Annotated in this window: 16 protein-coding genes; 8 read left to right on the forward strand and 8 right to left on the reverse strand. The window is 70.9% G+C overall.

Annotated features, from left to right (window positions below):
• Nucleotides 1-1017, reverse strand: a complete 1017-nt coding sequence (locus tag ABD893_RS00920; RefSeq protein ID WP_345075611.1) for a LacI family DNA-binding transcriptional regulator — start codon at nucleotides 1015-1017, stop codon at nucleotides 1-3.
• A 253-nt stretch (nucleotides 1018-1270) separates the two neighbouring features.
• On the opposite strand from ABD893_RS00920, the gene ABD893_RS00925 reads away from it, so the two are divergent.
• Nucleotides 1271-2266: a hypothetical protein gene (locus ABD893_RS00925; protein WP_345075612.1), complete on the forward strand. Its 996-nt coding sequence runs from the start codon at nucleotides 1271-1273 to the stop codon at nucleotides 2264-2266.
• Between the two features lie 26 nt (nucleotides 2267-2292).
• Here the strand turns inward: ABD893_RS00925 and ABD893_RS00930 are convergent, their stop codons facing one another.
• From ABD893_RS00930 to ABD893_RS00950, 5 genes are all read right to left on the reverse strand, one after another.
• Nucleotides 2293-3606: a Gfo/Idh/MocA family protein gene (locus tag ABD893_RS00930; protein ID WP_345075613.1), complete on the reverse strand. Its 1314-nt coding sequence runs from the start codon at nucleotides 3604-3606 to the stop codon at nucleotides 2293-2295.
• Complete coding sequence (locus ABD893_RS00935; protein ID WP_345075614.1) at nucleotides 3603-4958, reverse strand: Gfo/Idh/MocA family protein; 1356 nt, start codon at nucleotides 4956-4958, stop codon at nucleotides 3603-3605. The genes ABD893_RS00930 and ABD893_RS00935 overlap by 4 nt, the downstream gene beginning before the upstream one ends.
• 293 nt (nucleotides 4959-5251) lie before the next feature.
• Nucleotides 5252-6157 carry a carbohydrate ABC transporter permease gene (locus tag ABD893_RS00940; protein WP_345075615.1) on the reverse strand — a complete coding sequence of 302 codons (906 nt, stop codon included), beginning with the start codon at nucleotides 6155-6157 and terminating at the stop codon, nucleotides 5252-5254.
• Nucleotides 6150-7088 (reverse strand): carbohydrate ABC transporter permease, encoded by a 939-nt coding sequence (locus ABD893_RS00945; protein WP_345075616.1) that lies wholly within the window; start codon nucleotides 7086-7088, stop codon nucleotides 6150-6152. Before ABD893_RS00945 ends, ABD893_RS00940 begins: the two co-directional genes overlap by 8 nt.
• 81 nt (nucleotides 7089-7169) lie before the next feature.
• Nucleotides 7170-8480, reverse strand: coding sequence for an ABC transporter substrate-binding protein (locus ABD893_RS00950; protein WP_345075617.1), 1311 nt, complete (start codon nucleotides 8478-8480; stop codon nucleotides 7170-7172).
• Nucleotides 8481-8941: 461 nt separating this feature from the next.
• On the opposite strand from ABD893_RS00950, the gene ABD893_RS00955 reads away from it, so the two are divergent.
• The 3 genes from ABD893_RS00955 to ABD893_RS00965 all read left to right on the forward strand — a co-directional run bounded on the left by ABD893_RS00955 (nucleotide 8942) and on the right by ABD893_RS00965 (nucleotide 12070).
• Nucleotides 8942-10264: an ABC transporter substrate-binding protein gene (locus tag ABD893_RS00955; protein ID WP_345075618.1), complete on the forward strand. Its 1323-nt coding sequence runs from the start codon at nucleotides 8942-8944 to the stop codon at nucleotides 10262-10264.
• Nucleotides 10265-10406: 142 nt separating this feature from the next.
• Complete coding sequence (locus ABD893_RS00960; protein WP_345075619.1) at nucleotides 10407-11039, forward strand: DedA family protein; 633 nt, start codon at nucleotides 10407-10409, stop codon at nucleotides 11037-11039.
• Complete coding sequence (locus ABD893_RS00965; RefSeq protein ID WP_345075621.1) at nucleotides 11036-12070, forward strand: NAD-dependent protein deacetylase; 1035 nt, start codon at nucleotides 11036-11038, stop codon at nucleotides 12068-12070. Before ABD893_RS00960 ends, ABD893_RS00965 begins: the two co-directional genes overlap by 4 nt.
• A gap of 117 nt (nucleotides 12071-12187) precedes the next feature.
• Here ABD893_RS00965 and ABD893_RS00970 read toward each other — a convergent pair whose 3' ends face one another.
• Nucleotides 12188-13102 carry a hypothetical protein gene (locus tag ABD893_RS00970; RefSeq protein ID WP_345075623.1) on the reverse strand — a complete coding sequence of 305 codons (915 nt, stop codon included), beginning with the start codon at nucleotides 13100-13102 and terminating at the stop codon, nucleotides 12188-12190.
• Between the two features lie 381 nt (nucleotides 13103-13483).
• Here ABD893_RS00970 and ABD893_RS00975 point away from each other — a divergent pair, with 381 nt between their 5' ends.
• From ABD893_RS00975 to ABD893_RS00990, 4 genes are all read left to right on the forward strand, one after another.
• The gene (locus ABD893_RS00975; protein WP_345075624.1) at nucleotides 13484-14254 is read left to right on the forward strand and encodes a LamB/YcsF family protein; all 771 of its coding nucleotides are present in this window, start codon (nucleotides 13484-13486) and stop codon (nucleotides 14252-14254) included.
• Nucleotides 14251-16080, forward strand: coding sequence for a 5-oxoprolinase subunit B/C family protein (locus ABD893_RS00980; protein ID WP_345075625.1), 1830 nt, complete (start codon nucleotides 14251-14253; stop codon nucleotides 16078-16080). Before ABD893_RS00975 ends, ABD893_RS00980 begins: the two co-directional genes overlap by 4 nt.
• Nucleotides 16081-16092: 12 nt before the next feature.
• The gene (locus ABD893_RS00985; RefSeq protein ID WP_345075626.1) at nucleotides 16093-16584 is read left to right on the forward strand and encodes an NUDIX domain-containing protein; all 492 of its coding nucleotides are present in this window, start codon (nucleotides 16093-16095) and stop codon (nucleotides 16582-16584) included.
• 197 nt (nucleotides 16585-16781) lie between these two features.
• Complete coding sequence (locus ABD893_RS00990; RefSeq protein ID WP_345075627.1) at nucleotides 16782-18257, forward strand: MFS transporter; 1476 nt, start codon at nucleotides 16782-16784, stop codon at nucleotides 18255-18257.
• A gap of 144 nt (nucleotides 18258-18401) precedes the next feature.
• Here ABD893_RS00990 and ABD893_RS00995 read toward each other — a convergent pair whose 3' ends face one another.
• Nucleotides 18402-18872: a ribose-5-phosphate isomerase gene (locus tag ABD893_RS00995; RefSeq protein WP_345075628.1), complete on the reverse strand. Its 471-nt coding sequence runs from the start codon at nucleotides 18870-18872 to the stop codon at nucleotides 18402-18404.
• Nucleotides 18873-18881: the final 9 nt, after the last annotated feature.

The following is an 18881-nucleotide window of genomic DNA, read 5'->3' on the forward strand; positions in this document are numbered from 1 at the left end:
TCAGGGCTGCCCCACCGTCGACTCCCGCTCCACCAGCATCGGCGTGAAGCTCACGTGCCGCGGGTCGGAGTCGCCGTCGGCGATCTCCTCCTCGAGCAGGGCCAGGGCCGTGCGGCCCATCAGGTCGGCGGGCTGGGCCACGGAGGTCAGCGGCACCACGGTGGAGCGGGCGAAGGCAATGTCGTCGTAGCCCACCAGGGCGATCTCCTCGGGAACCGCGACCTGGTGACGGAAGGCGAAGGCCTGCAGCACGCCGACGGCGAGCAGGTCGTTGACGCAGAACATCGCATCGGGCCGCTCCGCAGCAGAGCGGGCGACGACTTCTTCGCCGACGGTGCGGCCGGCGAGCACGGTGAGGTCCTCTGCCTCGAGCACCTCGATCTCGATGCCCGCTGCCGCGGCGGCGCGCCGCGCTCCGCGCAGACGGTCGGCGACCTGGCGCAGGTCCTGCCGGGCGGCGACCACCCCGATGCGGCGTCGCCCCATCCCTGCCAGATGCTGCACCGCGATCTCGCCCCCGGCGATGTCATCCACGCTCACGGAGGAGCCAGCGGAATCAGGCTCGCCCTCGAGCAGCACCACGGGGGTGCCGCGACCGCGGATCGCTGCGACCACCTCGGCGCTGCCACCGGTAGAGGCGAGCAGGATCCCCCGCACCCGCTGCTCCTCGAACAGGGACAGATACAGCCGCTCACGGCGCTCCCGATTGCCGGTGCTGCCGGCGATGACCATCAGCTGCGAGTCCTCGGCCGCGGCCTCGATCCCGCCCACCAGCTGGGCGTAGAACGGGTTCGCGGAGTCCAGGACGATCGCGCCGACGGTGCTCGAGCGTCCCAGCTTCAGCTGACGGGCGGCGTCGTTACGGACATAGCCGAGCTGGGTGATCACTGCTTCGACGCGCTCCCGACGGTCCGGGGAGACGATGTCGGGGCGGTTCAGCACATTGGAGACGGTGCCGACGGAGACGCCGGCCTCTCGCGCGACGTCCTTCATGCCCACGGTGCGGGCTGTGGCCATCACGCATGCTCCTCAGCTGGTCCGCCCGGCCCGGGCAGATCGCCGCGAGCCGTTGCCTCGATTTTATCCTGACGTGCGCGAAGAGGCGGCGGATTGCCGCACCTGGACCTGCTGTCGGCCCAGATCACGAATACGGCTCACTCCGTGTCGGACGCCGTCTCGCGTCCTATGCTCTGGCTCAGAGGACCAGCGCAGGGTGGCAGGGCGCGTCTCGGGACCTCCTCTGAGCAGACGACGGCCCCTGGAGGTCACGATGAGCATCGATCCACGAGACGGCGGAGGTCCGGAGCGGGCCGAGGTTCGCCATGACACTCCCCCGGAGCGCTCCCCCGCCGCCGTGCTTCCGCGTCACGGCTCTGGCCTGGTCGCGCGGATCCTCACCGTCGTCTATGCCCTGGTGGTCACTCCGATCGCCACCGGGCTGCTGGCCTACGGCGGCAGCGCGCTGGGGAATTACGCCATGTCGCGCGGGTACATCGATGCGTCGCTGGCACAGCTGCTGACCGGGACCGCGGGGGCTCGGGTCATCATCGGGGTGGGGCTGGGGATCCTGCTGCTGGCCAGCGTCGTGGCGACCGGGGTCGTCAGCTCCGCCGGCCTGCTCGCCGTCGGCGGGCTGGGACTGATCAGCGCCGTCATCTCGGCAGTCCCGGGCTTGGCGTTGCAGATCTATCAGCAGCTCTCACCGACAGTGCCCACCGAAGTCCTCCAGGGGATCTCCTATGGCCTCCCGCTGGTGCTCCATCCGCTGCTCGGCGGGCTCGGACTGGCGCTGGTGATCGCGCGTCGCCGTCCGGCTCCGCACCTGGTCTCCTCCCTCCTCGGCCTGCTTCTCGTCCCCGCCGGGCTGCTGATCGCAGCCCTGATGCTCTTCCAGGGCCACGCCGCCGGGCTGAACGTCGCCTTGATGACGTTCAGCACCCATATCCACCCGCTGAACGCGGTCCTCGTCGTGCTCGGGGCATTGCTGCTGTATCTCGCCGCAGCCGCCTCCCGCTGGTCACCGTATGCGCTGGTGATCCCGGCGATCGTGCTGCTGCTGGCGTCTGTCGGGTCCCTCCTGTTCACCATCGACCTGATCCCGCCGGCGGTGTGGAACAGCCAGGCGGGCCAGGCGGCGATGACATTGCTGTTCGTCGGCGGCGGGTTCGCGGCAGCGGCGGTGATGCTGGTCCACACCGCAGTGCTGGCAATCGTGCGGGCCCGCTCCCGACGACGGCTGCGCGTCTCCGCAGGGACGGCCGCCTGAGCGACCGCCCCTGACGGCCTGATCGCTCAGACCGTCGGCGCCTGCACCAGCTCGGCCGGCGGGGTCCAGGTGTGCACCGCGTCCTCCCGTGCCCAGCTCACGCCGAGCTCGCTGAAGGGCCGGCCCGCATCGAGGGCCGCCAGCAGCGTCGCCTCGACGTCCTCGACGACGGGGTGCGCCTGCTCCCCCTCCCCCTGCCAGTCGATCGCCGAGGCATCGATCGGGAGCGGATCGGGGACCGACTGGATCGCCTCGAGCACGGCGGAGAACGCAGAGGCGCTCTCCAGCGGGGAGAGCAGCGCCACCGCACGGTCACGTACGTGCGCGGCGAGGTTCTCCATCAAGTCGGTGCGGGCATGGACGAGCTCCTCGACTTCACCTTCCACGCCGGAGACGGCGGAGCTGGAGACCGAGCCGGAGGCGGCGGAGTTGGAGGCCGAGCCGGCGACCGGCGTGGTGCGGGCGGAGCGGTCATCGGTGTACCAGAGCCGGTGCCGGCCGCCGGTGCCGATGATCTCGATCCAGGGCGCATGCTGCGCGGAGGCGGTCGTGGTCAGGGCGCACACCACCGCGGGGCCGTCCCCGGTGGGGTCGATCCGCAGGAAGGTGGTGTCGTCGGCCTCGATGTCCTCATGGGCGCGGCGCAGCTCGGTGGTGATCGAGGCGATGTCCGCGGCCTGCTGGATCCCGGCGATGACCAGGCCCGCGTGGACGGCGTGGGCGAGCGGGTTGGTGGCTACGCCGTCGGCCACCCGGCGGCCGTTCAGGCGCCGACGGCCCGCCCAGGCGGAGCGGTGGTAGTAGGCGCGGTCCCGGAGCCAGGCCCCGTGGACCCGCACCGCGGTGATCTCACCGAGGCTCCCGTCGGCGACCTCGCCGGCGAGCAGATCGACCCCGGCCCCGCCGCGGGCCTGGAAGCCGACCTGGACGCTCCGGCCCGCGGCCTGGGCGGCCTCGAGCAGCCGCCAGTGGTCGGCGAGCGCCGGCACCGGGGGCTTCTCGAGGTAGACGTCGAGTCCGGCGGCGAGCACCTCGGTGGCCAGCGGCACGTGGGTGTCGATCGGAGTGGCGATGGCGACGATCTCGGGCCGGTCCTCGGCGGGGGTGGCCTCCAGCAGCGCCGCGAGCGAGCGGTGATGGATGCCGCGCAGCTCCTCGGGCGGCTCGGCCACGTCGACCACGCCGACCAGGCGCGCGATCCCTGCCTCTTCCAGACGGGCGAGGTTCCGCAGGTGAGAGGCGCCATAGCCGCGGGTGCCGATCAGCGCGACGCGCACAGGAGTGTCGGGGGTCGGCGTGCCGGGGTTCGGGGTCTCAGCGCCCGAGGCGGAAGCGCTCATGCCTGCACCGCCGCAGCGGCAGGAGTGTCTCGGCTCAGGTCGATGCCGAGCGCGGCGTCCACCTCGACCGGCGCACCGGTCTCGAGGGAGAGGTTGCCGCAGATGCCGACCGCGATCGCACGGATCCCATCGCGATGGTCGGAGGGGCGCCCCAGCTCATCCGCGACCGGGCCGACGAAGACATCGCTCAGCAGCAGCGCGTCGCCGCCGCCGTGGCCGCCGACGCCCTCCGGGATCTCCACCTCCCTGGCCGGCTCGAAGTGCTTCTGGACCACGAGGCGCTCGCCTCGCTCTCGCACCCCGGCCTCCGCCGTGGTGACGGCGACGGCGCTGGGGTCGACGTGGGCGCGTCCGTCGGCGCCCTGCGGCACCACCTCGGCCCGCTCGATGACCTCGAGCTCCGCCCGGCCGGCGGTCCCGTTGATCGCGACCCGGTATCCTTCCCACGGGCTGTGGGCGTTCAGGGCGTAGGTCAGCACGGCGCCGCGGGAGTAGTCCACGATCGCCGTGAGGTTGTCCTCCGCGGTGATCCCGCCGGCGAACACGGACTGGTCGCGCCGGTACCCGTCGTGCTCCTCCGCGTCGAGGTAGAGCGCCTCGAGGCGCTCGTCGGAGCGGAGGTCCAGCTCGAAGGGGTCATGCGGGCCGTCGTGGGTGCCGCGTTCAGGCAGCGGATCGCGGCCGCGTGCGGCCGCGGCGTCGGCGCCGTAGAAGCGCAGTCCACCGCGGGCATAGACCCGTGCGGGTGTGTCCGCGAGCCACCAGTTGACCAGGTCGAAGTGGTGGGCGGCCTTGTGCACGAACAGGCCGCCGCTGTTGGCCTTGTCGCGGTGCCAGCGCCGGAAATAGTCCGCGCCGTGCTGGGTGTCCAGCACCCACTCGAAGACCACGGAGACCACCTCGCCGATCTCGCCCGAGGCGATGATCTGCTTCAGTGCGGTGTTGCGCGGGCTGTAGCGGTAGTTGAACGTCACGACCACGGAGCGGCCGGTGCGGTCGATCGCGTCCTGGATGGCGCGGGCCGAGGGTGCGTCGATCGTCAGCGGCTTCTCGACCACCACGTCGGCCCCCGCCTCCAGCGCGCGGACCACATGCTCGGCGTGCAACCGGTCCACGCTGGTGACGATCACCCGGTCCACCGACTCCTCGGCGATGATCTGCTCGAGCTCGTCCGGCCCGCCGAGCCGCACCTGCGCGAAGGCCTCGAGCCGGTCGCGGTGGTATTCGCGGCGGCTGGAGTTCACGTCGATCAGCGCGGCCAGCTCGGCGACATCGGCATGAGGGCCGGCGATCGCATCGAGGTACATCTGGGCACGATGGCCGGAACCGATCAGGGCATAGCGGGTGCGCATGGAGCTTCTTCCGTGGAGAGGTGGTGGTGGGGCAGGACGTGCAACGAACGCAGGAGCGAGGCCGGGCGGGAGCGAAGCCGGGCCGGGGCGGGGCGGGAGCGAGGCCGGCGGGTCGGGGCCGGGGCGGGTCGGGTCGGGGCCGGGGCGGGTCGGGGCCGGGGCGGGTCGGGCTGGGGCGGGCTGGGACTCGCACCAGGATTGTCCGATTCTGAGCCACTTCCGCCCCGGATATGGCTCAGAACCGCACAATCGCGTTCCCTCCCGCCCGACGCCGCGCTCGCGAGCGGCCGGGACTACTTGATGCCGGTGGTCGCGAAGCCCTTGACCAGGAAGCGTTGGCCGAAGAGGAACACCAGGAACAGCGGGATCAGGGAGACCACCGACATGGCGAACATCGCGCCCCAGTCGGAGGAGCCCTGGGTGTCCAGGAACGACTTCAGTGCCAGCGGCACGGTGAAGTTGTCCGGGGTGGTGAGGTAGATGAGGGAGCCGAAGAAGTCGTTCCACATCCACATGAAGGTGAAGATCGTGGTGGTCGCCAGGGCTGGCAGCATCAGCGGCAGGATCACCTGGAAGAAGATCCGGAAGTGGCCGGCGCCGTCGATCCGCGCGGCCTCGTCCAGCTCCTTGGGGATGCCACGGATGAACTGCACCATCAAGAAGATGAAGAACGCGTCAGTGGCCAGGAACTTCGGCAGGATCAGCGGGAGCATCGTGTTCACCCAGCCGGTCTGGGAGAACATGATGTACTGCGGCACGATCACCACGTGGATCGGCAGCATCAGGGTCATCAGCATGATCGCGAACGCGATGTTGCGTCCCCAGAACTTCAGCCGTGCGAAGGCGTAGGCCGTCAGCGAGCAGGCGACCAGGTTGCCGATCACGCAGCCCAGCACCAGCAGGGTGGAGTTCATCAGGTAGTGCGAGAACGGCTGTGCGAGCGCATCCCAGCCCCGCGCGTAGTTCGACAGGTCGAAGCTCAGCGGGAACAGGCTGGGATTGCGGAAGATCTCCTCATTGGGCCTCAGGGAGGAGACCACCATCCACAGCAGCGGATAGATCATCGCGATGCTGGCCGCGATCATGATGGCGTGGCGGAGGACGCGACGTCCCAGCCGTCGAGGACGGGGCCTCGGGACCACTCGGGAGGGGGCCTCGGCCGCGGGGCCCGCGGCCGGTCGGCTCTGCAGATCAGTCATCGTAGAACACCCAGAACTTGGAGACGAAGAAGTTGATGGCGGTGAAGACCGCGACGATGATCAGCAGCAGCCAGGCCATCGCGGAGGCGTACCCCATGTCGAACTGGGTGAAGCCCTTGATGTACAGGTACAGCGTGTAGAACATCGTCGAATCCGAGGGGCCACCGGTGCCGCCGGAGACCACGAACGCCTGCGTGAACGACTGGAAGGCGTTGATGACCTGCAGCACCACGTTGAAGAAGATGATCGGCGTGAGCAGCGGGATGGTGATGCGGAAGAACTGCGCGACCTTCGAGGCACCGTCCACGGACGCGGCCTCGTAGTACATCTCGGGGATCTGCCGCAGCCCCGCCAGGAAGATGATCATCGGGGACCCGAAGGTCCACACGTGCAGCAGGATGATCGTGCCCAGCGCCGTGTCCGGGTTCGAGACCCAGCCGGGGAGGTTCTCGAAGCCGAGCATCCCGCCGACCTGGTTGATCAGCCCGTTGGCCCCGAACATCTGGCGCCAGAGGATCGCGATCGCGACTGAGCCGCCCAGCAGCGAGGGCAGGTAGAAGATCGATCGGTAGAAGGCCAGGCCCTTGATGCCCTGGTTCAGCACCACCGCCAGCAGCAGCGCAGCGATCAGCTGCAGCGGCGTGCCCACGAACACGTAGATGAAGGTGACGATCAAGGAGTTGTGCAGGCGGGTGTCGCCGATCATCTCCTTGATGTTGTCCAGCCCCACGAACTCGGGCGGCGCGAGCAGACTGTAATCGGTGAACGCGAGCACGAACGACGCGATCATCGGGATCAGCGTGATCCCGAGGAACCCCAGCAGCCACGGCAGCATGAACACGATCGCCGGTTTGTTGTCGGGGTGCTTCTCCTTCGGCCCGCCCTTCTTGCGTGAGGAGGCGATGGAGACGAGTTCTCCCACGGCGCTCATAGGCGTCTTCCCTTCGTGGTCGGGGCGCCGACGCGGCCGACGGGGTGATCCCCGTCGGCCACGTCGGTGCGATGGAGGTGATCAGGCCAGTGCGGCGTCGAGCTCGTCGAGCAGTCGCTGGCCGGCTTCTTCGGGAGTGATGGTGCCGAAGAGCATGTCCTCGCCGGCGCGGGTCAGGATGTCCTCGAACTGGCCGCCGCCCTGCGGGGTGATCTCGGGGGCGCTGCCCAGCTCGCTCTCGATCAGATCGAGGAAGTCGACGGCCTTGGTGTTGGCCTCGTCGAGGTCGGGAACGATCGCCTCGCGCACGGTGAGGTTGCCGGGCACGCCGCGCTCGACCGAGAGGATCTTGCCGGCGTCCGGCGAGTTGACCAGGTAGTCGACGAAGGCGACGGCCGCCTCGGGGTTCGAGGCGTTCGCGGAGACCGCCCAGTACATCGACGCCTTGTACCAGAGCTGCGCATCGGCGGAGGAGCCGGACATCGACGGCGGGCGCAGCACGACGATGCCTTCGGGCACGAGGCCGTCATGGGCGACAACCTGGTTCGACCAGGCCACGGTCATGGCGACCTTCCCGGTCGCGAAGAACGACTGATCCATGGACTTCGCAGAGTCCTCGACCGAAAGGCTCGCCTCGGGGCAGGCGCCCGAGTCCTGGAGCTGCTTGACCCACTCGAACCAGGCGGTGCCGGTCGCTGCGTCGAACCCTGCGCCGCCGTCCTTGTACTGGTCCTGGCCGGCCTGGCGCACGTAGACCTGGAACAGGCCCTGCACGGTGCCCATCTGGGTCATGCCCCAGGTGCCGTCCGGGGTGTTCTCGGAGATCTTCACCGCGGTGTCGACCAGGTCGTCCCAGGTCCAGGTGGAGTCGTCGGGGATCTCGACGCCTGCCTCTTTGAAGACGACGGGGTTCAGGAGGAAGGCGAAGGCGTTCAGGCCGGAGTTGATCGCGGCGAGGCCGACCTCGGGCAGCTCCCCCACCTCGACCGAGCCCGGTGCGAAGTCCGAGGTGTCCAGGCCTGCGCCGGCGAGGTCGAGCAGGGCGCCGCGCTGGCCGTACTCGGCGAGGTACTTCTCGTCCATCTGCACGACGTCGGGGAAATCGCCGCCGGCGGTCTGAGTGGCGAGCTTGTCCCAGTAGCCGCTCCACTCGCCCGGCTCGAGGCTGAGGGTGACGTCCGGGTTCGCCTCTGTATAGGCATCCGCAACGTTCTGGGTGTTCTCGTCACGGGTGGGGTTTCCCCACCAGGCGACCCGGAGGCTGGCGCTGCCATCCTCCGCGCCGCCCCCTCCGCCACCGCCGCCGCTGGAGGCATTGGGGCCGCAGGCGGCGAGGCCTGCCAGACCGGGAACGGCGAGACCAAGGGCAAGGGCTTTACGTCGGGTGAACATCGGTTCTCCTGTCATCGTCGCCTGCTGCGGCGGACGGCGGGCCGGCGGACCATCGTGGTCCTCCGAGAGGGTCGTGCCTGGGCGGGAACGTCATCGTCCTGCCCGGTGCGCTGCGAGTCGGGCTCTCGTCCGTCCAGCGCCGCATCAGAGCGAAAGGGCTATCCCTGCACACCGACCGGGGACCTGCTCCGGAAGGTGACCTTAGGAAAGCGCTTGACAGGCGGGTTTGTCAAGCCCTCCTCGTCACACTCGGGTCACGGTGCCGCCCGCCGACCTCACTGCACGTCGGCTCTGTGCTCCGGGACGACTTCTCGCCGTGGACCAGCGCCGTCACCGCCCTTGCGCCGTATCGCGCACCGGGCTTAGTGTTCCACCACGACGTGCTCTGAAACGACTCAGTAAGGGCTCTTCGCGGGGACGATGCATCCTCGTCCCAGCCCGGCCCCCGACCCGAAGGATCGATGATGATCTCGCGCCGCCGCACCCTGTCCTTGCTCGCCGCCGCCGGGTCCGTCCCAGCCCTGTCCGTCCTGGCCGGCTGCGGCCCCAACGCCACCCGCGGCGGGTCCGAGGAGGGTGGCGGGACGCAGCGCATCTACTGGTGGGGCGGAGATCTGCGCAACGGCATGACCCGGGAGGCGCTGGACCTGTTCGCCACCGAGCACGCGGACATCACCGTCTCCCCCGAGTACAGCGAGTGGACCGGCTACTGGGACAAGCTCGCCACGCAGGTCGCCGGCGGCGATGCCCCCGACGTGCTCCAGATGGACGAGGCGTACATCGACTCCTATGGCACCCGCTCCTCGCTGCTGGACCTCGAGACGGTCTCCGATGTGCTGGACCTCAGCGCGATGGACGATGCCGTGCTGGACACCGGCCGTCTGGCCGATGGCACCCTCGTGGGCGCGCCGCTGGGGGTCGGCATCTTCTCCGTCGGGGTGAACCCGACGATCCTCGAGCAGGCCGGCCTCGCGATGCCGGACGACACCGCCTGGACCTGGGAGGACTTCGCCGAGCTCTGCACCGCAGTGAGCGACTGGGCCTCGGGCGCCGGCGAGGACGTGGTGGGCTTCGACTTCTTCGGCACCAGCGCCGCTGAGCTCGGTGCCTGGGCGCGGCAGAGCGGCGAGCAGCTGTTCCCGCGGGAGGACGAGACGCTGATCAGCAGGGACACGATCCTCGCCTACCTCGAGTACGCCCTCGCCCTGGTGGAGAGCGGCGCGGTGGTGGGGCCGTCCGAACAGATCGAGGACTTCGCCGCCGGCGTCGAGCAGGGCCGGTTCGGCAACAACCGCTCCGCCTTCCACTTCCAGTTCCACACCCAGGTGCAGACCTTCCAGGCGGCCTCCGGCTCCCCGCTGCAGCTGCTGCGCCTGCCCGCCCGCACCAGCGGCGACCCGCAGATGGTCAACAAGGCCTCGATGTACTGGTCGATCTCTAGCACCGCGGCCGATCCCCAGTCCGCCGCGACGCTGGTGAACTTCCTGCTGCGCGATCCCGAGGCGGCGAAGATCCTCAAGATCGAGCGAGGTGTGACCGCCTTCCCCGAGCTGCAGGACGAGATCGCGAAGGTGCTGGACGAGAACGAGATGGTCTCCCTCGACTTCGCCCGCCAGATGCAGTCCGAGGTGGTGCGCCCACCGCTGGTCACCCCTGCCTCAGGCGTCGGCTTCGGCGACGAGATCTCCCGCCTCGGTGAGGAGTCGCTGTTCGGTTCCCGCCCGCCGGCCGAGGTGGCCGACGAGCTCCTCTCGATCCTCGAGGGCATGCAGCCCGAGCAGTGACCGGGGCAGGACCCGCCCCACCACCCCTTCGGACCTGTCACCCGTCAGGGAGCAGCCACCGCGTGATGCACGCTGTTCAACTGCTCGCCACCGTCGCTCGCTACGGTGCGGGGAACAGCACCGCACGAGCGAGGAGATGGCCGTGGACTTCACCTCGTGGGCCATCGCCCTGATGGAGCTGCTCGGAGGCCCCGGCACAGCCCTGGTGATCGCCGCCGAGGCGCTGTTCCCGCCGATCCCCGGCGAGATCCTGCTGCCCTTCGCGGGGGTCGCTGCGGCCGACCAGGGCCAGCACGTGCTGGTCCCGCTGGCCTGGACCACGGCCGGGTCGGTGGTGGGAGGGCTCGGGGTCTACGCCGTCGGCCGCACCCTGGGCCTGCGCCGCACAAAGGCGGTGGTGCGCCGCCTGCCGGTGCTCGAGGAGCGTGACGTCGACGCGGCGATGCGCTTCTTCGACCGCTGGGGCTTCCCGGCGGTGGCGATCGCTCGCTTCGTGCCGATGGTGCGCACCGTCATCTCGATCCCGGCGGGGATCGAACGGATGCCGGTGTGGTTGTTCGCCCTGGCCACAGGGTTGGGCTCCGGAGTGTGGAATGCACTGTTCGTGGTCGCGGGATACGCCTTCGGCCAGGCTGGGGGCGAGGCGCTCGAGGGGTTCGTGCGCCTCTACTCCGGGATCGTCGGGGCACTCGGGGTGCTCGCCGTGATCGTCTTCGTCGTGCGTCGGGTACGGGGCCGACGGAAGCGCCCCGTACCGCCTACGCTCGAGGAATGACCAGCCAGCCCTCCTCCGGATTCGAGCACGGCACCTCCGGTGCCGGCCGGGCCGGGCCAGCGGCGGACGTCGGCCGCTGGTTCACCACCGCCACCCGCCGCCCCCTGGACGGCCCCGGCCCCACCCGCGGGGGTCCCCGGCTGCCCGCCTGGGGGCCGATGGACGGGGCGCGGTACGGTCTCCGCAGCCCCGACGCGGAGATCGATTCCGCCCTCGCGCTGCTCGCGAGGGGACCGGTCGCGGTGCTCACCGGCGCGGGGATGTCGACCGGCTCCGGCCTGCCGGACTACCGCGGTCGCGACGCGGTGCCCCGCTCTCCCATGACTTACCAGGAGTTCATGGGCCATGACCTGGCCCGTCGGCGTTATTGGGCGCGCTCCACGGTGGGCTGGGAGCAGTTCCGCACCGCCCGCCCCGGGGCCGCGCACCAGAGGCTGGCAGCGCTGGACCCCACCGCCTTCCCGATCACCGCGGTGATCACCCAGAACGTGGATGGACTGCACGCGGCCGCCGGCTCCGATCCGGTGATCGACCTGCACGGACGCCTCGACCAGGTGCGCTGCCAGCAGTGCGATGCGCTCTCCTCCCGCACCGCGCTGCATCAGCGGCTGCTGATGATGAATCCCGAGCTCGCCGCACGTCTGGGTCAGCTCGCGGCCGACGCCGCCCAGGCCCCCGACGGGGACGCCGAGGTGGACCGCACCAGCAGCTTCCGCTATCCGCCATGCCCGCTGTGCGGTGGGGTCCTCAAACCCGATGTCGTGTTCTTCGGGGAATCCGCGCGCCGAGAGGTGGTGGCCGCGGCCTTCGCCGCGCTCGAGGCGGCCCAGGCGCTGCTGGTGCTCGGCTCGAGCCTCACGGTGCAGTCCGGACTGCGGTTCGTGCGGGCAGCCGGCCGACAGGGCAAGCCGGTGGTGATCCTCAACGACGGCCCCACCCGCGCCGATCCGGACGCGACGCTGCGCCTGCACGGACGGCTCGAGGAGGTCCTTCTGCGGTGGGAGTCGCGGGCCCGGGCCGACCCCCGCTGAGACGTTGCAGTTGGCGGGGTCTCTGTCCTGCAGGGTGTCCGACGTGCGGGCTATCAGCCGTGCAGAGTTCGAGCCCTGCGGGGTGACCGCCGCGCGGGCTGTCAGACGTGCAGGGTGTCAGCCGTGCGCGCCCACCAGCACCGTCGCCAGCGCATGCAGCTCCGCGGAGTCGACGCTGCGGAACTCGAGCCGGGGATCTTCGGCGCCGGGATCCAGGGCCTCCATCACGAGCACCTCGTCCCCGGTGGCGTACACGCTGGTCTGCCGCACGCCGCCATCAGTCGTGGTGACGAGGGTGAACACGGTCAGCGCGCGGGTCGCGGCGAGGCGCTGCGCGAGCTGGCTCGCAGCCAGCTCGGAGGCGCGGACCTGCACCGGCTCCCCACGGCCCACTGCCACCCCAGCCGGGTCCACGAAGGCCAGCAGGCGGGCATTGACCTGCGCGGAGACCAGCGGCGTGAAGCGGTGGATGCCGAGCGCGGTGACCTCCTCCTCGAGCACCCCACCCTCATGGACGTAGTAGTGCAGGCGGTGCACCTCGGGGCCCTGCGGGCTCTGGACCGTGCGCTCAGCAGTGGTGAACAGCGAGGCGGTGCGGCGCAGCACCAGGCATCCGGCGAGCTTCGGATCGGCCGTCCACTGCTGGTCGCCGCCTGGTGCGGCCACTGCACCCACCAAGCCGGCGGCGATCAGCGCCCGAAGCCCCACGCCGGCCGCGAAGCGTCGCTGATCAGGATGTTCATCCAGCCAAGGGGTCGCGACGAACTGCCGTCTCGCGTAGCCGTCGAGCGCCGCGAGCTGCTCATCGGTGAGGGCGACCAGCAGCTCCGGCTCACCCTCGGCGGCGCGGGCCAGCACCTCAGCGGCCGCGGTGACGTCCGACGCGGTGTATGGCACCGGTGCCTCCGGATCGCTCGAGCCGAGACCGGCCGGGAGATCCGGGACCGCCCCGGGTGCTGAGGGGTCCGCTGCCTCAGTGCGCGAGGGGTGCGTGCGCGAGGGGTGGTGCGGATCTGCAGAGGACTGACTCATCCCTCGACACTATCGGCCAGCGCTGCTCCCTTGCCGGCCGTCATCCCGCGCCTCTGCCCCCTAGCTCACCCCGTCTCCCCTCCACCACTCCCCTCCGCTCTGCCACCCCCTCCCCTCCTGCCGGCCATCCCCTCCCAGCTGTCGCCTGCCCAGCCTCCAAGCGACAGCACAGAAGGGATGGGCGAGGGATTCCCGCAGTCCTCACGCCCATCCCCTCCCAGCTGTCGCTTCAGCACCCACCTCACGACAGCTCAGAGGGGCTGGCCAGCAGACGTGGGATGAGAGGACAACGCAGGGGGACGGCCAGTTGCCGGGGATGCTCAGCAGAAGGGAGAGACAATGGACGGGCACCGCCAGCCCGCGCGAAGGAGACGATCACCGATGACCGCCCAGCCGCCCCTGCTCGACCTCAACGCCGATCTCGGGGAGGGCTTCGGTGACTGGTCGATGGGTGATGACGAGGCGATGCTCGACGTCGTGACCACAGCCAATGTTGCGTGCGGAGGGCATGCCGGAGATCCCCGCACGATGCGCGCGGCCGTGCGGGCATGCCGGGCGCGGGGCGTCGCGCTCACCGCGCACGTCGCCTATCCGGATCTGCAGGGCTTCGGCCGACGGTTCCTCGACATCTCCCCCGCCGACCTCACCGATCAGGTGATCGTGCAGGTCGGCGCACTGCAGGCGATGGCCCGCGCAGAGGGGACCACGGTGCGGGGGATCAAGCCGCACGGCGCTCTGTACTCCGCGATCGCCTCTCACGAGGGGCAGGCGGGGGCCGTGGTGCGGGCGCTGGTCGAGCTCGGCGGCGAGCTTCCGCTGGTCGCCGCACCGGGTGCCCTGGTGTGGCAGTTCGCGCAGGAAGCCGGGATCGAGGTGGTGCTCGAGGGGTTCGCCGATCGCGTCTATCTGGCCGACGGGACCCTCACTCCCCGCAGCCGCCCCGGCGCGGTGCTCACCGACCCGGAGGCGGTGGCCGCGCAGGCGCTCTCGATCGCTGCCGAGCGCGGGGCGCGCACGGCCGAGGGGCGCTGGGTGGAGCTGCCTGTCCGCACGCTCTGCCTGCATGGGGATACCCCTGGCGCGGTCGCTCTTGCGCACGCGGTGCGCTCCCGCCTAGAAGCGGCGGGCGTGCGCTTCGAGGCGGCGCTATGAGCGCGGGTACCGACCACCTCGCGAGATACCTGGACTCACCCTTGGCGACATATCGCAGCGGGGAGACCGCGCTGCTGGCCGAGTACCCGAATACCGCCGCCGTGCTCGCCGCCGCCGCCGCGATCGAGCTGCTCTCCCCGCCGCACCTGGTGGAGGTGGTCCCCGCCGAGCGCACCCTGCTGCTGGTCGGCACCGCAGCCCGAGATCTCCCCGCCCTCACCGCCCTGCTCGATGAGCTCCCGGTGCCCGAGGCACGGGAGGGGACCGCCGCGGAGGTCCAGCTCGGGATCATCTACGACGGCGAGGACCTCGAGGAGGTCGCCGCGCTGCTGGGGATGAGCAGCCTGGCGCTGGTCGCCGCGCATTCCGCGACCCGCTGGACCGCAGCCTTCGGCGGGTTCGCACCCGGCTTCGCCTACCTGCTCCCCGACTCCGACGTTCCCTCCGAGGACGGTGGCCACCGGAAGACATCCCGCGGAGAGCTGCCCCGTGGGGAGGTCTCCCGCGGAAAGCTGCCCCGAGAGGAGGCCCCCCGCTGGGAGGTTCCTCGCCGGGCCGAGCCGCGCACCGTGGTGCCGGCGGGCTCCGTCGGCCTCGCCTCCCACTACTGCGGGGTCTATCCGCGGCCCTCCCCTGGGGGCTGGCAGCTGATCGGGCGCAGCGACGCCACCTTGTTCGATGTGGACCGCGACCCGCCAGCGCTGCTGGCCCCCGGCTCCCGGGTCCGCTTCGTCCCCCAGCGGGCGACGGCACGAGCCTCGGCCACCGCGCTGACCCGCGCTTTCCGGACGAGAGCCACCGCGCCGCCGCCGCGCTCCGTGTCCCGCACGGCGCTCGAGGTCATCTCCCCCGGCCCGCTGACTCTGCTCCAGGACGCGGGACGAGCCGGTCTCGCAGCGATCGGGGTGAGCAGCTCGGGCGCCTTCGACCAGGGGGCCAGGATCCGCGTGAACCTCGCCGTCGGCAATCCGGGGCGGGCTGCGGTGCTCGAGACGCTGATCGGGCCCCTGGTGCTGCGGGCCGCGGCTCCCACCGTCGTCGCCCTCTCCGGGGCATCAGCGCCCTGGGAGGTGCGCCGCGCCGATGAGCCGGGGCGCGCGCCGAGAGCAGCGACCACCGCCGCGGGCGTCCAGCCGATCGCCCTGGACCCGGGGGACCTGCTCACGGTGGGGCCCGCGACCGAGGGGCTGCGCCTCGTGCTGGCCGTGCGCGGTGGGATCCGCGCCGACGGCGCCGACGACGGTGCAGTGCTCGGCTCGATGTCCCGCGACACCCTCTCCGGCCTCGGCCCGGCACCGCTGGTGGCAGGAGACCGAGTGCAGGTCGGGGACGAGCACGGGCTCGAGGCGATTCCGGCCGCGATCCCACCCAATGCTCTGCCCGGCGCTCCGCCCAGTGATCTGCACACTGATCTGCACACCGACCTGCCCGACGAGCCATCCGGCGAGCCGTCCCAGGATGCCCCCGCGCCGAGGCGGACGCTCGAGATCCCGGTGCATCCCGGCCCTCGGGAGGGGCTGCTCGGCCCGTCGGCCCTCTCCCAGCTGTTCTCCACCACCTGGAGGGTCCGGCCGGATTCGGACCGGGTGGGGGTGAGGCTGGAGGGGCCGGCTCTGCCCGTCCCCGCCGGCATCGGCTCTCTGCCGAGCGAGCCGATGGTGCCCGGCGCGATCCAGGTGCCGCCCTCGGGACTGCCGGTCGTGTTCGGGCCGGATCACCCCACCACCGGCGGGTATCCGGTGATCGCGGTGGTCACGCGCGCGGGGCTGGACCGCCTGGCCCAGGCTGCGCCGGGGACAGCAGTGCGGTTCCACCCACCGCGATGACACGATAGGGCCATGCCTCGCCTCCTCCCCGACCCCGCATACTTCGCCTCGCTGCCCAAGGTGATCAGCTCCGGGGCGGTGATCCTGCGCGATGAGCACGGGCATCTGGTGGTGGAGAAGCCGAACTATCGCGACCATTGGCTGCTGCCCGGCGGCGGGGTCGACGCCGGTGAGGATGCCCGGCAATGCGCCCAGCGGGAAGTGCTCGAGGAGCTCGGCATCGAGGTCGAGGTGGGGCGGATGCTCACGGCCGACTGGCTGCCCTCGAGCGCGGTGCGCAGCTCACCGATGGGGGTGCACTTCCTCTTCGACGCCGGGGTGGTCCCCCGTGCCGACCTCGAGGCGAATGTGGTGCCGCAGGCCTCCGAGCTCGACGACTGGGCGCTGATCGACGAGTCCGAGATCGACCTGCTCGGGCCCTGGGGTGCCGAGCGTGCCCGCCGGGCCCTGGCGGTGCTGCGGGGCGAGGTCGACGTCGATCTGGTGTCGCACCGCCTCACCTGACGGTCACGCCGCCCGCTCCGACGATGGCTACCGCAGAAACGCAACACATCTGAGACCTCGGACTTTTTCTCACAGTGACCAGGAGTGTCGTCCGATTCCCCGCGCGTCCGCCGACCGGGGTGTGATCCAGGCCTCATGACGTGGGTGACATCTGGTGCATGCTGTGGCCACCCCATCCCCTGTCGTCGGAGCTGAGCATGAGCAACTCGACCACCTCCTCGCCGCTGTCGGCCCCCGCTGCCGACCGCAGCCTGACCAGGTCACAGCGCCTGGACCGCCTCCCCTTCACCCGCAAGCACGGCAAGCTGCTGGGCGCCTCCGGCATCGGCTGGGCGCTGGATGCGATGGACGTCGGCCTGATCTCCTTCGTGATCGCCGCGCTCAGCGTGCACTGGGAGCTGAGCAAGGCCGATGGCTCCCTCATCGCCTCCGCCGGCTTCGCGGGGATGGCGATCGGGGCGAGCGTGGGCGGTCTGCTGGCCGACAAGATCGGCCGCCGCTCCGTGTTCGCACTGACCCTGCTGGTCTACGGCCTCGCCACCGGCGCCTCGGCGCTCGCGATGGGCGTGGGCGCCCTGATCGTGCTGCGCTTCATCGTGGGCCTCGGCCTCGGCGCCGAGCTGCCCGTCGCCTCCACCCTGATGAGCGAGTTCGCGCCAGCCCGGATCCGCGGCCGCGTGATCGTCTGGCTCGAGGCGTTCTGGGCGCTGGGCTGGATCCTCGCCGCCGTGATCGGCACCTTCGTGGCCGCCGCGAGTCCGACCGGATGGCGCTGGGCGCTCGCGATCGGACTGGTGCCCGCGGTCTATTCGCTGGTGGTGCGCCTGGGCATGCCCGAGTCGGTGCGTTTCCTGGAGCAGAAGGGCCGCCACCAGGAAGCCGAGCAGGTGGTGCGCAGCTTCGAGAGCGCCGCCGGGATCGAGGCCCCGGGCGCTGCCACCGACGGGGTGAGCGCCAACGCCGCAGCCGCCGGGGTCGCTGCCACCGGGGTGGGCGCCCCGCATGATGCCGCCGACGTTACTGTCGAGGCCCGCGTCGCCGCCGACGAGGTGGGCGCCATCCCGGCTGCCGATACGGTCGATCCGACGGCCGGCATCTGGTCGAAGCCTCTGCGTGCCCGCACCGCCGGCCTGTGGGCGGTGTGGTTCTGCATCAACCTGGCCTACTACGGGGCCTTCATCTGGATCCCGACGCTGCTGGTGGACCGCGGTTTCAGCCTCACCCAGTCGTTCACCTTCACGCTCATCATCACGCTCGCCCAGATCCCAGGCTACGCCGTGGCGGCCTGGCTGATCGAAGTGCTCGGCCGACGCTGGACCCTGACGATCTTCCTCTCCGGCTCCGCGCTCGCCGCGATCAGCTACGGCCTCGCCGACACCGAGTGGACGATCATCGCCGCAGGCTGTGCGCTGAGCTTCTTCAACCTCGGCGCCTGGGGCGCGCTGTACGCGATCGGGCCGGAGCTGTACCCCACCCGCGTGCGCGGCACCGGCACCGGCGCGGCCGCCGCCTTCGGGCGCGTCGCCTCGATGCTGGCCCCGTTCCTGGTGCCCGTGCTGCTGGTGACCGGCGGGCAGGTGCTCGTCTTCGTCGCCTTCTCAATCGCGTTCGCCCTGGCCGCAGCCGCCGCGTTCACCCTCCCCGAGCAGCGCGGGAAGGCCCTCGCGGAGTAGCCCGGGAAGGCCCTCGCGGAGCAGCCGCCCCGCTCCGAGCTCGACCCTTCCCGGGTCCACCGTTGCGCAGTGGGCGCTCTGAACGTTCAGAACGCCCACTGCGCAACGGTCGATGGGGAACGGCCGACCAGGGAGGCCCGACCGTCAGGCCTGCTCGAGCGACCCGTCGTAGGCGCAGATCGCGTCGACCTTCTCCGCGGAGGAGGAGGTGGGATCGAACTCGAGGTCCAGCCACACCTTGACCAGCTCCTTCGCGAGCTCCAGGCCGATCACGCGCTCACCCATGCACAGCACCTGCGCGTTGTTGGAGAGCACGGAGCGCTGCACGGAGTAGAGGTCGTGGGCGGTCACGGCGCGGATGCCGGAGACCTTGTTGGCGGCGATCGCGACGCCGAGGCCCGTGCCGCAGATCAGCAGCGCCCGATCCGCGTCGCCGGCGGCGATCTTCTCCGCCGCCTCGACCGCGACGTTCGGGTAGAACGTGCCGTCCTCGCGGCCGGTCACGCCGACGTCGATGACCTCGTCGACCCGCGGGTCGTTCTCCAGCAGCTCCTTCAGCGCGCTCTTGTGGCCGTAACCGGCGTTGTCCGATCCGGTGATGATCTTCCAGCCCATGTCAGTGCT

It is taken from the genome of Brachybacterium paraconglomeratum (assembly GCF_039541415.1).
GTDB classification, from domain to species: domain Bacteria; phylum Actinomycetota; class Actinomycetes; order Actinomycetales; family Dermabacteraceae; genus Brachybacterium; species Brachybacterium paraconglomeratum_A.

Excerpts from the sequence above, each read along its gene's own strand:
- ABD893_RS00925 (WP_345075612.1), top strand. The coding sequence starts at position 1,271 with ATGAGCATCGATCCACGAGACGGCGGAGGTCCGGAGCGGGCCGAGGTT.
- ABD893_RS00995 (WP_345075628.1), bottom strand. The coding sequence starts at position 18,872 with ATGGGCTGGAAGATCATCACCGGATCGGACAACGCCGGTTACGGCCAC.
- ABD893_RS00990 (WP_345075627.1), top strand. The coding sequence starts at position 16,782 with ATGAGCAACTCGACCACCTCCTCGCCGCTGTCGGCCCCCGCTGCCGAC.
- ABD893_RS00950 (WP_345075617.1), bottom strand. The coding sequence starts at position 8,480 with ATGTTCACCCGACGTAAAGCCCTTGCCCTTGGTCTCGCCGTTCCCGGT.
- ABD893_RS00955 (WP_345075618.1), top strand. The coding sequence starts at position 8,942 with ATGATGATCTCGCGCCGCCGCACCCTGTCCTTGCTCGCCGCCGCCGGG.
- ABD893_RS00975 (WP_345075624.1), top strand. The coding sequence starts at position 13,484 with ATGACCGCCCAGCCGCCCCTGCTCGACCTCAACGCCGATCTCGGGGAG.
- ABD893_RS00930 (WP_345075613.1), bottom strand. The coding sequence starts at position 3,606 with ATGAGCGCTTCCGCCTCGGGCGCTGAGACCCCGAACCCCGGCACGCCG.
- ABD893_RS00985 (WP_345075626.1), top strand. The coding sequence starts at position 16,093 with ATGCCTCGCCTCCTCCCCGACCCCGCATACTTCGCCTCGCTGCCCAAG.
- ABD893_RS00935 (WP_345075614.1), bottom strand. The coding sequence starts at position 4,958 with ATGCGCACCCGCTATGCCCTGATCGGTTCCGGCCATCGTGCCCAGATG.
- ABD893_RS00965 (WP_345075621.1), top strand. The coding sequence starts at position 11,036 with ATGACCAGCCAGCCCTCCTCCGGATTCGAGCACGGCACCTCCGGTGCC.
- ABD893_RS00920 (WP_345075611.1), bottom strand. The coding sequence starts at position 1,017 with ATGGCCACAGCCCGCACCGTGGGCATGAAGGACGTCGCGCGAGAGGCC.
- ABD893_RS00940 (WP_345075615.1), bottom strand. The coding sequence starts at position 6,157 with ATGACTGATCTGCAGAGCCGACCGGCCGCGGGCCCCGCGGCCGAGGCC.
- ABD893_RS00980 (WP_345075625.1), top strand. The coding sequence starts at position 14,251 with ATGAGCGCGGGTACCGACCACCTCGCGAGATACCTGGACTCACCCTTG.
- ABD893_RS00970 (WP_345075623.1), bottom strand. The coding sequence starts at position 13,102 with ATGAGTCAGTCCTCTGCAGATCCGCACCACCCCTCGCGCACGCACCCC.
- ABD893_RS00945 (WP_345075616.1), bottom strand. The coding sequence starts at position 7,088 with ATGAGCGCCGTGGGAGAACTCGTCTCCATCGCCTCCTCACGCAAGAAG.